Annotated in this window: 13 protein-coding genes; all 13 read left to right on the top strand. The window is 57.4% G+C overall.

Going from position 1 to position 14,962, the window contains the following annotated elements; genetic code table 11:
* Nucleotides 1–31 precede the first annotated feature (31 nt).
* Entirely contained in the window at nt 32–991 is a 960-nt protein-coding gene (locus tag NTX17_09975) for a PhoH family protein (protein ID MCX5801701.1), read from the top strand.
* On the top strand, nt 988–3,261 hold the full coding sequence (locus tag NTX17_09970; GenBank protein ID MCX5801700.1) for an HDIG domain-containing protein: 2,274 nt from the start codon (nt 988–990) through the stop codon (nt 3,259–3,261). Before NTX17_09975 ends, NTX17_09970 begins: the two co-directional genes overlap by 4 nt.
* A gap of 10 nt (nt 3,262–3,271) precedes the next feature.
* Nucleotides 3,272–3,736 carry an rRNA maturation RNase YbeY gene (gene ybeY / locus NTX17_09965; GenBank protein MCX5801699.1) on the top strand — a complete coding sequence of 155 codons (465 nt, stop codon included), beginning with the start codon at nt 3,272–3,274 and terminating at the stop codon, nt 3,734–3,736.
* 20 nt (nt 3,737–3,756) lie between these two features.
* Nucleotides 3,757–5,004, top strand: a complete 1,248-nt coding sequence (locus NTX17_09960; GenBank protein MCX5801698.1) for a CBS domain-containing protein — start codon at nt 3,757–3,759, stop codon at nt 5,002–5,004.
* Nucleotides 5,004–6,218, top strand: coding sequence for a hemolysin family protein (locus NTX17_09955; protein MCX5801697.1), 1,215 nt, complete (start codon nt 5,004–5,006; stop codon nt 6,216–6,218). The genes NTX17_09960 and NTX17_09955 overlap by 1 nt, the downstream gene beginning before the upstream one ends.
* A 54-nt stretch (nt 6,219–6,272) precedes the next feature.
* Nucleotides 6,273–7,040: a DNA repair protein RecO gene (recO, locus tag NTX17_09950; GenBank protein MCX5801696.1), complete on the top strand. Its 768-nt coding sequence runs from the start codon at nt 6,273–6,275 to the stop codon at nt 7,038–7,040.
* Between the two features lie 57 nt (nt 7,041–7,097).
* Complete coding sequence (locus NTX17_09945; protein ID MCX5801695.1) at nt 7,098–8,006, top strand: glycine--tRNA ligase subunit alpha; 909 nt, start codon at nt 7,098–7,100, stop codon at nt 8,004–8,006.
* The gene (gene glyS / locus NTX17_09940; protein MCX5801694.1) at nt 8,003–10,126 is read left to right on the top strand and encodes a glycine--tRNA ligase subunit beta; all 2,124 of its coding nucleotides are present in this window, start codon (nt 8,003–8,005) and stop codon (nt 10,124–10,126) included. The genes NTX17_09945 and glyS overlap by 4 nt, the downstream gene beginning before the upstream one ends.
* A gap of 408 nt (nt 10,127–10,534) precedes the next feature.
* Complete coding sequence (locus NTX17_09935; protein ID MCX5801693.1) at nt 10,535–10,897, top strand: hypothetical protein; 363 nt, start codon at nt 10,535–10,537, stop codon at nt 10,895–10,897.
* Nucleotides 10,894–11,766, top strand: coding sequence for a hypothetical protein (locus tag NTX17_09930; GenBank protein ID MCX5801692.1), 873 nt, complete (start codon nt 10,894–10,896; stop codon nt 11,764–11,766). The genes NTX17_09935 and NTX17_09930 overlap by 4 nt, the downstream gene beginning before the upstream one ends.
* Nucleotides 11,767–11,957: 191 nt before the next feature.
* The gene (locus NTX17_09925) at nt 11,958–12,305 is read left to right on the top strand and encodes a hypothetical protein (protein MCX5801691.1); all 348 of its coding nucleotides are present in this window, start codon (nt 11,958–11,960) and stop codon (nt 12,303–12,305) included.
* Nucleotides 12,306–12,508: 203 nt separating this feature from the next.
* Nucleotides 12,509–13,111 (top strand): isochorismatase family protein, encoded by a 603-nt coding sequence (locus NTX17_09920; GenBank protein MCX5801690.1) that lies wholly within the window; start codon nt 12,509–12,511, stop codon nt 13,109–13,111.
* Nucleotides 13,112–13,276: 165 nt separating this feature from the next.
* Nucleotides 13,277–14,947 carry a phospholipase D-like domain-containing protein gene (locus NTX17_09915; GenBank protein ID MCX5801689.1) on the top strand — a complete coding sequence of 557 codons (1,671 nt, stop codon included), beginning with the start codon at nt 13,277–13,279 and terminating at the stop codon, nt 14,945–14,947.
* The last annotated feature ends 15 nt before the right edge of the window (nt 14,948–14,962 follow it).

The following is a 14,962-nucleotide window of genomic DNA, read 5'->3' as shown; positions in this document are numbered from 1 at the left end:
TAACTCTTTCGCCTGCCGTTGAGGTGAGGAATTGGAACAGGAAATCACCGAAAAGCTGTCCATCGAAAACATAGAGCCGCTTCGCCTCTTGGGCAGAGAGGACTGCAACCTCCGAATAATCGAGGCGAGATTCAAGGCAAGAGTGGTTGTGCGCAACGACGTCATTGCCGTGAGCGGGCCCGAGAATGAGGTCAGACCGCTTGTCAGAGTCCTGGAGGGACTGATAGCCCTGGTGAAGGAGGGCCGTGTGCTCGAGGAACACGACGTAAGCTACGCCATCGACTCGGTCGAGGAACAGACCTCTCAGACTCTGGACAATGCGCAGAGAACCGTTTACCACCTCGAGCACCTTTCTGTCTCTCCGAGAACCGTCGGCCAGGCAAAATACTTGAAGGCAATAGAAGAATTCGACGTTGTTTTCTCAATCGGTCCGGCAGGAACGGGGAAGACATATCTGGCCGTGGCGGCGGCGGTGAATGCCTTGAAGGTCAAGATAGTGGACAGAATACTCCTTGTGAGACCGGCCGTCGAGGCCGGGGAGAGCCTGGGATTTCTTCCGGGAGGTTTTGAGGACAAGGTCAATCCCTACATGCGGCCTCTCTACGACGCCCTTCACGAGATGCTGAGCTTCGATCGGATGAAAAGATTCATAGAGCTAGGAGTAATCGAGATCGCGCCTCTTGCCTACATGAGGGGCAGGACCCTCAGCAATAGTTTTGTGATACTCGACGAGGGCCAGAACACGACCTTAGGCCAGATGAAGATGTTTCTCACGCGTCTCGGTGCCCACTCCAGGGCCGTCGTCACGGGCGACATAACGCAGGTTGACCTGGCCGACAGCAGTCAGTCCGGTCTCATCCAGGTCCAATCCATCCTCGGGCGCGTTGAGGGCATAAAGTTCATCTATCTCACTGAGCGCGACGTCGTGAGGCACAAGCTGGTCAAAGACATCATCATGGCGTTCGAGGCTGAAGAGAGGAAGCGAAAGTGAAAGTTCCGAAGAGAAATCTGTTTCGCAGAGGCTCCGCCAAAGAGCAAAAACCAAGGTTGCCTCTCTCCGTTTCGCAAGACGAAGGCCTGAAGAAAAGACTCCTCCTCTCTCAGAAGCTCGCCGTGGGCCTGGGCTTTGTGATCGTCGCCGTGTTGCTCTTCCCGCCGCCTTCCATCGCGCCAAAAAGCGAGTACAGAGAAGGCGCCGTTTCTGACAAGCAGATCATAGCTCCTTTTCAGTTCAGCATATTGAAGCCGGACGCACAGTATCAGGCCGAAAAGGAAGAAGCGGCGAAGACGGTCCTGCCGGTCTTCGCCGTCGACGCTCAGCAAACCAGCATATGCATGGCCAGACTGGCGGCCTTGAGGCAGGCCGTACAGGCTCACGAAGCCGGACAAGACGCGCCCCTCGACATTTCCGTGCTCGGAGACGTCCGTCTTTCACCCGAGACACAGTCTTTGCTTGCGAGAAGAGCCCTCGGCCTGGATGTCGTGGCGAAAGTGGAGGCCTTTGCCGTGCGCACTCTCGAAGCAGGTGTCGTGAAGTCGAAAAGGGGCGTAGAAATTGGGGGGCACGGCAGAGTCATGATCAGAGGCGCCAAGGGCGAGACTGAAATCCCCGTCTCGTCGCTTCGGGACAAGAACAGCGTTCTTGAGCTGGCTCGAACCGACGCAAGAAGAGAGTTTTCCAAGAACTCCGTCGCCTCGTCAGCGTTCGTCGAACTCGTGAGCCAGCTCGTAGATCCTAACGCAGAGTACGACGCCGTCAGAACAGAATCCGAGAGAACCGAAGCCCGGAATTCCGTTTCGCCGTATGAAGGCGTCGTCCTGCAGGGCGAGAAGATAATCGAGAGTCACGAGAGGATCACGGCGGAGCATCTTAGGAAGCTGCGTTCTCTCGAGTATTACAGGCGCGGGCTTGACCAGGGAGTGCGAGGGTTGGGCCGGTTGCTGCCTTACGCAAGCAGGATGGCCGTGGTAGCGCTTTTTGTTCTTGTTTTTGCCTGGTACCTGCGCGTGAGGCGGCCCAAGATTCTCTCCGACGCTCCCATGCTGCTCTTGATTGCCATCGTGGCGATATTGGTCGTGGCGCTTGCCGCGATAGTTCTGAACGTATTGAAGCAATCGCCGTACCTCGTACCCATCGCCATCGTGCCCTTCCTGATAACCCTTTTGCTCGGCGATGAGCTCGCACTCCTTGTGAGCATCATCACAAGTGTGCTCGTCGGAGCCCTCGCGGGACTCGACCTGACGTTTCTGATAGTCTCCCTGATTGCCGCCGTCACGGGTGTCTTTGCCGTGATCGGCGTGACGCACAGAAGGCAGTTCTACACGGCCATGCTGTTCGTGTCCATGGCCTACGTGGTGTCGATTCTTGTGGGAGGGTTCAGCTCCGGCATGGCCGGCTCCGTCGTTGTCAAGAGTGCGGCCTTCGGCATCCTCAATTCGTTTGCATCCACCCTGATCGCGATTGCTCTTCTCCCGGTGCTCGAGAGCACGTTCGGACTCACTACAAACATCACGCTTCTCGAGCTATCCGATCTTAATAGGCCCATATTGCGGAAGATGATGATTGAGGCCCCGGGGACCTACCATCACAGCATGGTTGTCGGAAGCCTTGCCGAAGGGGCCGCGGAGGCCATAGGCGCCAACTCTCTGCTTGCAAGAGTGGCCTCGTATTATCACGACATAGGCAAGATTACAAAGCCCGAGTACTACATCGAGAATCAGAAAGACGCGCGAAGCAGGCACGACAGACTGACACCCTCGATGAGCTGCCTTATCCTGGAGTCGCACGTGAGGGAGGGGGTTGAGATCGCGGAGCGGGAGAAGCTACCCAGAATCATAAGGCAGTTAATAATGGAGCATCATGGAACAACGCTAATGGCGTTTTTCTACCAGAAGGCTCTCGAGATCGACAGCGATGCACCCATCGACGAGTATCGCTACCCCGGGCCCAAGCCTTCTTCGAAGGAAGCCGCCATCATCATGCTGGCTGATTCCGTGGAAGCAGCTTCCCGGTCGCTCTCGACTCCTACATCCAGCAGAATACACGGCATCGTAAAGCGGATCATCGAGAACAGGGCCACGGAGGGCGAACTCGACGAATGCGGCCTCACCTTGGCCGAGCTTGCAAAGATTCGGGGGAGCTTCATCCCTATCCTCACGAGTATTTTCCACGGGCGTCCGTCGTACCCTGAAGACGTGAAGAAAAAGGAAGATGGAGATATCAATAGCGAACAGACAGAGAAGGATTGGCATTCGTTCTAGGTGCGCGAGGATGATTGCTTCTTCTGTGTTGGAACGCGAGTCTGCTTGTTCCGAGGGGATTCGTTTCGACGAAATTTCGATCGTCTTTCTCGGCGACAGGGCGACGCAGAGACTCAATCGGATGTTCACGGGCCGCGACGTACCCACGGACACCCTCGCGTTCGAATTGACACCCGAAATGGGAAAGGGAAGGCCTGTTCCCGGAATCAGGCTCGGGGAAGTCATAGTCTGCGTGGATAGAGCGATACTCCAGAGCAAGAGATACCGCGTGAGCCTGGGTAACGAAGTGGCAAGACTCTTGATCCACGGGCTGCTCCATCTGTGCGGCCTCGACGACGGCACGAGCAACGACCGAGCCAGGATGCACAAGCGCGAGAATCTTCACATCGCTTCGCTTGACCGGCCGATATCTTCCCTGATCGCTTCGAAACGTAGAAACTCGTCGTCAAGAAGCCTGAAGGGGCGAGGTGCGTGAAGGAGACCGGACTCTTTGAGATGAAAGTCGTAGCGACCCTCCTCTCCGTGCTCACCCTGGCTGCATTCTTTTTCTTTCTTCTCGCCCATCGCGCGAGAACGTTGCTGTGGCTTGATTCAGGTGACGGAAGTCTTCAATTCGACGACGAGAAAATCGAGAAGAGAAACCTGGCTTCGGGGGGACTCTATCTACTAGAAATCTCTGCGCTGACCGCCGCCTGCTATCTGCTCAGTCTGTCCCTGCATGCTCTCGGTTTGACGAAAGTGGGTGTGTGGATTCTATCTCCTGGCACCGCTTTTCTTGCAACTCTTGTGCTTGCTCCGTTTCTTCTGAGGAGAGCGGGGCGGGAGGCGAAAGCGGGGCAGGGGATGCAAGCGGGGCGCGGCCAGGGTGCTGCAGCCCATACGAAATCACTCTTTCTTTCCGAAGCCGTTCTTGCGATTGCAGAGCGGCTGCGAAGAATCCTGATCGGCGCGCCCGGGCGGACCGGCGATGCCAGGGGCAAGGCGGTGAATGGCGGGTCCGGCCACGGGAAAGAGGTCTTGAGACTCCTTCTCAGGCTCAGGGAACGCAGGATCTCCGAGGTCATGGTTCCCAGGACCGACATGGTTTGTGCCGAAGACTCTTCGAGCGTTTCCGAAGTCGCTGATTTGGTGAGGGAAGCCTCCTACACCAGAATTCCTATCTTCTCTGGAACCATAGACTCGATCACCGGCTACGTGACCGCAAAGGACGTCGTGATTCGGCTGCATCAGGGCGGCGGCGCTGACGCCGTGAGTTCGATCGCCAGAAAGCCGGTGTTCGTTGGGAGCGACGCGACCATAGAACACGCGCTCGAACAAATGCAGAAGGCGCGGGCCACCCTTGCCATAGTGACCGGTCCTTCGGGAAAAGTGACGGGGCAGAGGGTGGCGAGGACGACAGGACAAACAGCAGGCCCGACAATGGGACTCGTGACCGGCGAGGACATCTTGGAAGAGGTGGTGGGCGACTTTTATGAGAATTACGAACCTGAAGAGCCTGCGTACCAGGTCATCGATGATAGAACCGCCATCGTGAAGGCCAACGTAGCACTGGGAGATCTGAAGGAGATTTTTGGAGTCGTGCCTTCCGGGAACTTGAGTCAGACACTGGGCGATTACGTCAGGAAGCAATTGGGCGCCGAACCGTTCAAGGGAGAGCGAGTTTCCGACGAAGTCTTCTCGTATTCCGTGGCCAAAACAACAGGCAAGGCGATCTGGAGTCTTAAGGTGGAGAAGAGAAACTGATGTGGGTGTGGTTCTGGATAACGGGGGCGCTCGCGGTCTATCTTACGGCGCTCTCTAACGTGTTTCTTGCGCGCGGCACCAGGAGCGGACTTGTCGGACGACGCGTCCATCTCGAACTGAGAGTTGCTCTGAGCTTGTCGGTCGCGGTCGCTTCATCGCTGGCGTCGTTATCCTTCTTTTCCTCGTCTCTGTTCTCGGCGTCACCGCCGGCCCAAGGGGTCGGTCACCCGCTCGCGTGGGCGCTACTCGGTGGCCTTGTGTGGTTGCTCTTGGTACTGGCCTGCGCCATTGCGTTACCTCTTCGGCTCGCTCGAGCCCTCGGCGCAGAAGGACCTGCGAGGGCGCTCGCGAGCGGCGCGACTCGCTTTTTCGTGTTGCCCATCGGCAGGGCGGCGGCTAGAATAGCAAGAAATGCTGCCGGTCCCGCAACCTCTCGTCTCGAAGAAGGTTATGCACGGGAGCTTTGTGCAGTCTTCTCGCGGGACCCGTCGGATGCTTTGCGTAGTGAGCCGCTCGCCTCGGTCGTGAAGGAGTTCACCAGGACGACGGTCGAAGACATAATGGTGCCGAGGAGCGCGATGGTCGCAGTGGCAAGCTCCAGTACACTCGCCGAATGCGTGGACGTTTTCGCGACCAAGAGGTTCTCAAGGTTACCGGTGTACGAGGGCGACGTTGAGTCGATAATAGGCATCGTGCGCGTGATGGATCTTCTCAAGGAGAACGACCTCACAAAAACTGTTTCACAGATTGTGAGGCCCGTGCCGATGGTTCCGGAATCAAAGAACTGCGGCGAACTGCTGAAGGAATTTCAAAAAAGCCACGGCTACATGGCGATAGTCCTCGACGAATACGGAGGCATCGCTGGACTGGTCACCGTCGAGGACGTGCTCGAAGAGCTTGTCGGCGAGATGGGACACGAGCCGGTCTCGCCGAGGCGAGCGGTTCATCGCGCGGCGGACGGCACTTTCCTTGCCCCCGCGCAGATTGAAATAGACAAGTTTGAATCTGCCACCGGCATGAGGCTTCCCAGGGGCGACTACGAGACCCTGGCGGGCTATCTTCTTCAGGAATTCGGACGGATTCCCGAAGTGGGGGCGAGCGTCCGAAGGGGAGGAGTGCTGTACGAGGTGGTGGAGGCGGACGTCCGTAAGATCAAGCTCGTGAAGGTGAGGGCGGAGGTCGACGCGTTGTCCGGCAAGACCGGGTCTGCTTGACGCGTCGGCGTCGCCGTTGACGTAGGGAAGACGTGCGTTTGGAAAGGAACTCGGTTGGCGATCAGTAAGACCGACGCAGTGGTGACGAGAAGCCTGAGGTTGGGCGAGACGAGCAAGATTGCCTGGCTCTACACCAAGGACTACGGAAAAGTCAAGGTGGTGGCCAAGGGAGCAAGAAGCTCCAAGAGCAAGTTCGGCTCGAGCCTCGAGCTCTTCACCCACTCTGCGGTGGTCTTCTATCGCAAGGATCGGAGAGATCTTCAGCTTCTCTCACAGAGCGATGCTCTGCGCCACTTCCCCGGTCTCGAGAAGGACGTGGCGCGCTTCGCGTTTGCGAGTGCGTGCATAGAGCTTCTGGACAGCATGGTGATGGGCGAAGAACCCAACCCGGCGCTGTTTCAACTCGTGCTGGACGCGCTCGACACGTTGGAGAAGTGTCCCAGAGAGGGGCTCAAGAACGTGTTCTGGGCCTTCGAGCTCAAAGCCGCCGAACTGCTGGGCTACAAGCCTGAGCTTTTTCGGTGCTCTCGTTGCGGGAAGGAAGAAGAGGGGCGAGAGGGGCTCTCGAGATTCGCTCCTCTCAAGGGCGGCCTGATCTGCAGGGTCTGCGGCTCGAAAGAGCCGGATTCCTTCCAGATCACGCCGGAGGCGAAAGGGCTCTTGAGAAAACTGCAGAAGGAGCCTCTCTCGGTCGCTGCCGGGGAGAAAACTACGTCCAGACTCGAAAGCGAAGTAGACCGGATCATCGAAGTCTTTCTACAGTTTCACGTGGACAGACTTCCCGGGCTAAAATCGTTGAGGCTTCTGAAGAGCTTGAAATAGACGAGGACGTTGCAACAGAGGACGTGATTGAGAACTGTGACATGAACGGAGTGAGCGATGATTTTTCAGGAGATGCTTATTCGGCTCGAGAAATTCTGGTCTGATTACGGTTGCGTGCTCACCCAACCTTACAGCTCCGAGGTGGGCGCCGGGACCTTCAACCCGGAGACGTTTCTCAGAGTGCTCGGGCCGGAGCGCTGGAAGGTCGCGTACGTGGAACCGTCGAGGAGGCCCAAGGACGGCCGCTACGGTGACAACCCGTTCAGGGTGCAGAGATTCTATCAATACCAGGTGATTCTGAAACCGGCTCCGTCTGACGTCCTGGACGTCTACTTCAAGAGCCTCGAGGTCATCGGAATCAACCCGAAGCTGCACGACGTAAGACTCATCGAAGACGACTGGGAGTCGCCCACGCTCGGAGCCTGGGGCCTGGGCTGGCAGGTGTGGTTGGACGGCCTCGAGATTACGCAGTTCACGTATTTCCAGCAGGCCGGCGGCCTCGACCTGAATCCGGTGTCTGCCGAGATCACGTACGGCCTAGAGCGCATCGCCACCTCGATTCAGGGCGTGGAGAGTTTCTCGGACCTCCTGTGGTCGAAAGACGTCAAGTGGGGAGAGCTCTGCAAGAGAAGCGAATACGAATTTTCCAAGTTCAATTTTGAAGAAAGCGACACTGAACTCCACAAGGATCTCTTCAATCGTTTTGAAAAGGAAGCGGCGAGGCTTCTCGAGAAGGGGCTCGTCCTTCCTGGTTACGACTACGTGATAAAGTGCTCTCATCTGTTCAACGTCCTGGAGGCCAGGGGGGCGATAAGCATCACAGAACGGGTGGGCTACATCGCGAGAGTCCGCCGTTTGGCCAGAAAAGCCGCTCTGTCGTACCTGGCTCAAAGAGAAGAACTGGGCTATCCGCTTCTCGCACCGGGAGCCGCAGAAGCCGCGCAAGAAAAGGGGAGCGGAGCATGAAACAATCGACCTTGGATTTCTTGCTGGAAATCGGCGTGGAAGAGCTTCCCGCAAGCTACATCGAACCGGCCGTGCAGGAGCTGCGTCACAAGACTGCGTCGGAGCTGGATTCGCGACGCCTAAAGTGTTCGTCCATCGACGTCTATTCGACGCCGAGGCGTCTCACGATACACGTGAAGGGACTCGCAGAGAGACAGGAGGATCTGGAGAAAGAGGTCGTGGGACCCGCGTCGAGGGTGGCGTATGACGACAAGGGTGCGCCGACCCAGGCCGCGAAAGGATTCGCGCGAAGCCAGGGCGTGGGCGTGGAGTGTCTCGCGATCAAAAAGACTGGCCGGGGGGACTACGTCTGCGCGATAGTGAAGGAGCACGGTAAGCCTACGAAGGAGGTCCTCTCGGAGTTCTTGCCCTCGCTAGTCCTTTCGCTTTCCTTCCCCAAGACCATGACTTGGGCCGAGCCATCCGTGAGATTCGGACGTCCCGTAAGGTGGATAGTTGCCCTTCTCGGAGACGAGGTGGTCCCGCTCGAAGTTGCGGGCGTCAATTCCGACAGACTCACCTTCGGGAACAGATTCCTCGCTCCCGAACCGATCAAACTCAAGAACGCCTCCGAGTACTTGGGAAAACTCGAGAAGGCCTGGGTGATCGCTGACGCAGAAGAGCGGCGGCGAGCGGTCGACAAAATCGTGAGGGAGGAGGCAAGAAAGAAGGGTGGAGCGGTGGTGGAAGATCCCGAGCTCGTCGGGATTGTGGCCAACCTGGTGGAATTCCCCGTCCCTGTTGCGGGCTCGTTCGACAAGAACTTTCTCGCGCTACCCAGGGACGTCGTCGTGACCGCAATGCGAGAGCATCAGCGCTACTTCGCCGTTCAGGACGATCACGGAAATCTCATGCCCTTCTTCATAACGCTCCGTAACGGCGGGAAAGAGGGCGAGGACAACGTGCGCGTTGGAAACGAGAGAGTACTCAGGGCGAGACTTGACGACGCGCGCTTCTACTGGGAAAAAGACGTGTCAATCGGCATCGCCAGGCAGCTCGAGCTACTCAAAGACGTCGTCTGGCAAGAATCGCTGGGGTCCGTGTTCGACAAAAGCGAGCGGCTCGCGGAACTTTCTCAATTCGTCATGGAAAGCTGGGACAAGTCCAGGGCGGCCAGTGCGAAGAGAGCGGGCTTACTCTGCAAGGTTGACCTCGTGAGCGAGATGGTTAGGGACGGGAAAGAATTCACGACTCTCCAGGGCATAATGGGCGGTGAATACGCTGCCAGGGCGGGCGAGGACGCGAGCGTGTCGCAGGCGATCAAGGAGCATTACCTGCCGGGGTTCGCAGGAGACACTCTGCCATCGAGCCTCGAAGGGTGCGCGGTCAGCATCGCCGACAGGTTGGACGAAATCGTCGGGAGTTTCGCGACGGACAGAATCCCCTCCGGGTCCGAGGACCCGTACGGCGTGCGACGCCAGGCCAACGGCATTATGAGGATTTTGATCGAGAAGAAGCTACACTTCTCTCTCTCGTCTTGTGTCGAGAAGGCCATCCAGCTTCTGTCGAGGAAGTTCGGGGGCGAGGGTGGTTCGGGTTGGGAGACAGGCCTCAGTGGTGGGATCGCCTCTTTCCTGGCGCAGAGGCTCGCATTCATCTTGTCCGAGATGGGCATAGAGCAGGACGTCGTGGACGCAGTGCTTTCAGTCGACAGCGATGACCCCTTCAGAAGCTGGCTCAAAGCAGAGGCGGTCGCGCGCTGGAAATCAAATGAACAGTTCTCGGGAGTCGTTATCTCCTTCAAGCGAGTCTCGAACATATTGAAGACCCACGAGTACCCGACCCCGGTTCTCCAGGACTTGCGCGAAGAGGTTGAGCGCAATCTCTTCCAGGGTCTGCGGGAGGCCTCCGGGTTGATCTCGAGTGCCGTCAAGAGCGAAAACTACGGAGACGCGATTGGGCACCTACTTAACCTCAAAGCCCCGATAGACGCCTTCTTCGACGGCGTCTTGGTGATGGATCAGGACGCGAAGGTGCGGGACATTAGACTCGGCCTTCTGGCCTTCGTACGGTCCGAGTTCCTGAAGCTCGCAGACTTCTCTCGCCTCTCCGAGCAGGCGGAGCAGGGGCGGGGGAGGTAGAGGCTGGCGCCGCTCAGGCCGGCCGCTCGCGCACCAACCCGACGCCTGATTTGCCCTTCGGCCACTCAATCCTCCCAAGATACCTCACAAATTGCCGGTAGTTCGTTCTTGACATGATGCCGCTTATGTGATATCTTGTGGCGATTAGACGCGACAGGCACATCACCTCTTGCATAACCAACAGCTACGCGCTCAGACACAATAGACATTCTTTGTAAGACCAAATGCAGATCGAAGATTGTCCCTCAGAGTCTCGATGAAGGACAATTGGAGATCGGCAGGCAAAGACTGTTATCCGGAACGGAAGACGTTCTGAAGGCGCTTATCTGGAAACGGCGTAAGCCGTGGTTGGCTTGGAAAGGTGGGGCGAAGCGTATTGAGTTCACTATTCAACGAAGGGAGAGCGTTATGCCAGACACAACTAACCTCAAAGCATACCAACTCGGCGAAGTGCAACGCATTATGCGTAAACAGCTTGCCGCTTGGTGCAATCCGAAGAAGCTCAAGCCCGCCGAAATAACAGCTATCAATGAAATTATTGCCTCAAGTGCTGCAGCACGCTATCCCAATGTTGCTGCAATTCTTACCGCAACTGATTTAGGCGCCGCGCTTGAAGGAGCCACGATAAGTGGCGATTCGTCGGAACAATTGTTTTGCGCCTCCGTTATCCAGTCGTGTCACAAAAGCGGTATCAAATTGAAAAAGACTGGCTGGCCCAGCCCCCTCAAAGGTGAAACGATCGCGACACTCTCACAAAAGGTTATGCCATGAATAAAAGTATAGGGTTCTTGCTCGCTGTAACACTGGTTGCCTTCCCAGCCATCACGCTCGCCGAAGATAGTTCGGCCAGTTTAGGAGGGGAAATCAGTTGGTCTGTGATTCGCACTGAGATAGAGAAGGACGCGCTGGGGTTCGTAGCAAAGGTCAGTCCAAAGCTAAGTGAGAGTCGGTACTTCGCGACAAATAGCATTGCTGGCTATCTTGGCCCCACCGTTGAAGTACGCACTGGCGGCAATGATTCCTTTGAGAGCGTGCTTGCTAAACTTCGCGGCTTCATACTAATGCCTCGTCCACTGGATCAAGATGGGGAGCCCGACAATCTCGGGTGGGTACACGTCCTACCCTTTTCTGTTGGAATTGAATCAGATCGTGATTTTAACAACCCGGTGGCTTTGGCGGAGTTTGGATGGACACCGCTCGGCCCGCGTGAGCCAATCAACCAAGCCGAATTGGCTCACTCAACGCGATTCGGGTTAGATCCGGATCGGGCCTTCGGCCTCTTCATTCAGGGCGGCTACAAATTCAGCGACCAAGAGAACATAAGCATTACAAGTAACACGTCTTCTACGGAAGGGGGCAATACAGACCAGAGTGACGAGAAGCCAGATCAAGCAATTGCACGTGTCAAAGCGGAGTTGGTTTATGGTTTCGATTTGGCCGAGAGCATTCGCTTGCTGCCTACTATGACGGGTTGGTACGACATAAAGAATAGTAAGGAATACTACCGGCTCGAGTGCTTAATCCGCGTAGCGATAACTAAAGACAAGTATTCGCTCGACTTTCGCTATGAGAACGGCAGCGGTGCGCCCAACTTTAGCAAGGGCGATCAATTCTCGACAGGTCTTGCACTAGCTTTCTAGCGTGACCGGTTGGGGAGATAGGTGACAAGAACGCTAACCATGAAATCGAGTCGGACACCCAAACTGCGGGGTAGCCTCCTAGTTTCGACCAAGATTCACAGGCGCGGTTTGTGCGCCACTCATTTCCGCGTATTACGGTCAGTTTCTTGGGCATGCTCGTTTCCGGTACCCAGTAGCCATTGGAGGACTCTATGCCAGAACCACGGCGTTCCGCGGACATTCTCGTCGATCACCTGCTCAGCACGCCTGGCCTCCTCGATCAGGTAAAGCTGAAACCAGAAGACACTCTTCGCGAGGTGGCCAAGCAAGTCACGCGCGATCTGCCGCCCCCTGCATTCGTTTCTGATCGCTGGACGTACCGCATCGTAGTGCTTGCCCTTGGCGGCGTCTGCATCGCGGCGACATTCGGGGCCATTTACCTTAGCGCCATTGCTTCGACCGGCAGTTCGCCGAATATCCCTGATGTGCTAACGGCGCTGGGTGCTGCCGCCATCGGCGCCTTGGCTGGACTTCTTGCGCCGTCACCGACAAGCAAGTGATGACCGTAGACGGCCACGCGTCGGTGGCAGACGCACAGTTGTGTCAGCATTCCTTCGGGCCGCTTAACTACCGGCTCAAGCTGACGGCGCGGCCCGCTCGCGGCTAACACAAAGCGTTCGCGCGCCGCAGCTTAGCCGAGCCGTTAGACAGCGAGCAGACAAGCGTGTGGAGTCACAAAGAATCAAAGAGGAGGTAGATAAACATGGGAGATCCCAAATTGGAGATGTTAACGGCTCAGAACAGTGTGCTGCTCTTGGTGGATTACCAGCCTACGATGTTCAAGGGGGCGGCGTCCGGCGATAGGAACGCCATCAGCAACAGCGCTGTCGCTGCGGCTAAGGCCGCGAAGATTCTGGAGGTACCGACGGTCCTGACCTCCATATGGCCCGAGGGGAACGGAGAGTTTATCAAGGAAATCACGGACCTTTTCCCCGGCCAGGAGGTGATTGCGCGCAAGGTGCCCGGCTTCGATGCTTTCGAGGACGAGCGCGTCTTGCAGGCCGTGAAGAAGACCGGTCGCAGAAAGCTTGTCGTCTCGGGCCTGTGGACCAGCATGTGTTTTGCGTACACGGCCATTCATGGATTGCGTGAAGGCTTTGATGTGTACGGCCTGTTCGATGCTGGCGGTGACGCCTCGCCGGAGGCTCACACCTATGGGATCCAGCGCATGTTACAGGCGGGAGTTGTGCCGATGACGTGGATGCCACTTGTTTCTGAGTGGATGCACGACTGGGCTAATCCGAAAGCGGAAGAGCTGAAAAAGGATGTCTATGGAAGGTACGACGTCGTGCTCAGCATGTGGTAGAAGTCCGCAGCGTCACGGACCAGATGGACTGCCGTCTAACAAGCGCATGCAGACGGACGCGGGCTGCGCCCGCGCCGCTGAGCACGAGCGTTCGACGACGCGGAGTGGTTTCGTTTCAACAATTCCTCATCGTCAGTCCTTTAACCGTTATCGAAGGGAGGGCCCATGAACATGAGAATCAAGGTCTACCACAACGGGGATGACGTCTTCATTGCTTGGAAGCCAGACGGATTCATCCCCGGGTGTCGCGGGTTCGCACTGATGCGGCGGCGCAACGGAGTCGAAGAAGTCGTCAGCACCTGGGTTGGGTTCGCAGACCAGTCGCACGAAGACGGCGAACGACGGGCTTCGACCAACTGGCCGATTCAGAAATACCAGTGGATCGACTACATGGCCAAGCCTGGCGACAAGGTGCAGTACCGCGTGCTGCCGATGGTCGGCCCGGACAAGGACAATCTGCGCCCCGACTCGGACACGGCCAGCGAATGGACCGAGGAGATCATCCTCACCCACGAGTTCGCGCCGAAAATCGAGGCCTACTTCAATCGCGGCATCGTGGCCGCCCAGTGGGTGTCGCGACGGCTCGGAGTGACGGACGACGATCTGAAGACCAAGAACCTGCGCACGGTCATCGAGACGCCTGACAATCCGTTCCGCAACTACCTGTTCGGGCCGCTGGGCGCGCGGCTTTTCGAACTGCTAGATGCCGCCGCAAAGGAGAAGCGCGACATCTACGGCGCGCTTTACGAATTGGACGATGAGCAACTGGAAACCGCGCTCGAGAAATTGGGCAAGCGCGCCCATGTAGTCCTGGCCAACGGCAGTGTGAAAAAGAAGGACGGCGATCAGAACCACGACGCCCGCAAGCGACTCAAGAGCAAGATCGACCTGCACGACCGGATGATTTCCCCGCGAGCACTGGGACACAACAAGTTTCTAGTCATGTGCGACGCTCACCAGAAGCCGCGCTGGGTATGGACGGGCAGTCAAAATTGGACGAAAACCGGCCTCTGCACTCAGGCGAACAACTCCGTGCTGATCGATGATTTCGACCTGGCCAAGGAGTATCGCAAGCAATGGGACCTACTGAAGGACGCGGGCGACGAGACTCCGGCCGACCTAAAGAAGAGCAACAGCCGGCCGCGTAAAGCGGATGTCGGCCAGACGCCGGTGCGATTGTGGTTCACGCCCACGGTGGAGCAGGTCGATCTGACGGAGGCACGCAAGATCATCGGCGGCGCGAAACAGGCGATTCTGTTCTTGATGTTCAATCCGGGTCCGAAAGACACGCTGCTCAACGAGATCATCGACACGGCCCGGGTCGGAAGTGTGGAGAGGCGATTGTACATCCGCGGCGCCATCAATCAGGACCCGGGCACGAAGGCCAACCCGGTGGAACTGTTTGAGTCGGACAATTCCGAGAAGGCTGACTTCGAGGTGGTCCTGCCCGCGGCGATCGACGAGTCGACAGAGTGGTTCCGCCGCGAGATGAAGAAGCTACCGGGCACGTTCGCGATGGTTCATAGCAAAGCGGTGGTTGTCGACCCGTTCGGCGCCCACCCGGTTCTGTTGACGGGCTCGCACAACCTCGGTCCGAAGGCGAGCGGCACGAACGACGAAAACCTTCTGATCATCCGCGACACCCCGGGCCTGGCCGCCGCCTACGCCACGAACATCATGGCGATCTATAACCAATACCGCTGGCGTTTCCGCCGGCAAACCCAGCCCAAGACGAAACAGTGGAAGGGTCTCGAAGACGGCGATAGCTGGCAGAAGGGCTATCTGAAAGCTGGCAGCACGGCCCTGCGGGAGATCAATTTCTGGATGGGCGATTAGACGGCAGGTGATTGC

The sequence above is a fragment of the Candidatus Eisenbacteria bacterium genome, from assembly GCA_026388185.1.
Lineage (GTDB): Bacteria > Eisenbacteria > RBG-16-71-46 > JAFGJU01 > JAFGJU01 > JAPLKG01.
The sequence above is the reverse complement of the archived record's forward strand: the minus strand, read 5'-3'. Positions and strand labels throughout refer to the sequence as shown.

Bases quoted from the DNA above. Each gene is read 5' to 3' on its own strand.
- NTX17_09960 (MCX5801698.1), top strand. From the start codon at position 3,757: ATGAAAGTCGTAGCGACCCTCCTCTCCGTGCTCACCCTGGCTGCATTC.
- NTX17_09915 (MCX5801689.1), top strand. From the start codon at position 13,277: ATGAACATGAGAATCAAGGTCTACCACAACGGGGATGACGTCTTCATT.
- NTX17_09925 (MCX5801691.1), top strand. From the start codon at position 11,958: ATGCCAGAACCACGGCGTTCCGCGGACATTCTCGTCGATCACCTGCTC.
- NTX17_09920 (MCX5801690.1), top strand. From the start codon at position 12,509: ATGGGAGATCCCAAATTGGAGATGTTAACGGCTCAGAACAGTGTGCTG.
- glyS (MCX5801694.1), top strand. From the start codon at position 8,003: ATGAAACAATCGACCTTGGATTTCTTGCTGGAAATCGGCGTGGAAGAG.
- NTX17_09930 (MCX5801692.1), top strand. From the start codon at position 10,894: ATGAATAAAAGTATAGGGTTCTTGCTCGCTGTAACACTGGTTGCCTTC.
- NTX17_09935 (MCX5801693.1), top strand. From the start codon at position 10,535: ATGCCAGACACAACTAACCTCAAAGCATACCAACTCGGCGAAGTGCAA.
- NTX17_09945 (MCX5801695.1), top strand. From the start codon at position 7,098: ATGATTTTTCAGGAGATGCTTATTCGGCTCGAGAAATTCTGGTCTGAT.
- NTX17_09955 (MCX5801697.1), top strand. From the start codon at position 5,004: ATGTGGGTGTGGTTCTGGATAACGGGGGCGCTCGCGGTCTATCTTACG.
- ybeY (MCX5801699.1), top strand. From the start codon at position 3,272: ATGATTGCTTCTTCTGTGTTGGAACGCGAGTCTGCTTGTTCCGAGGGG.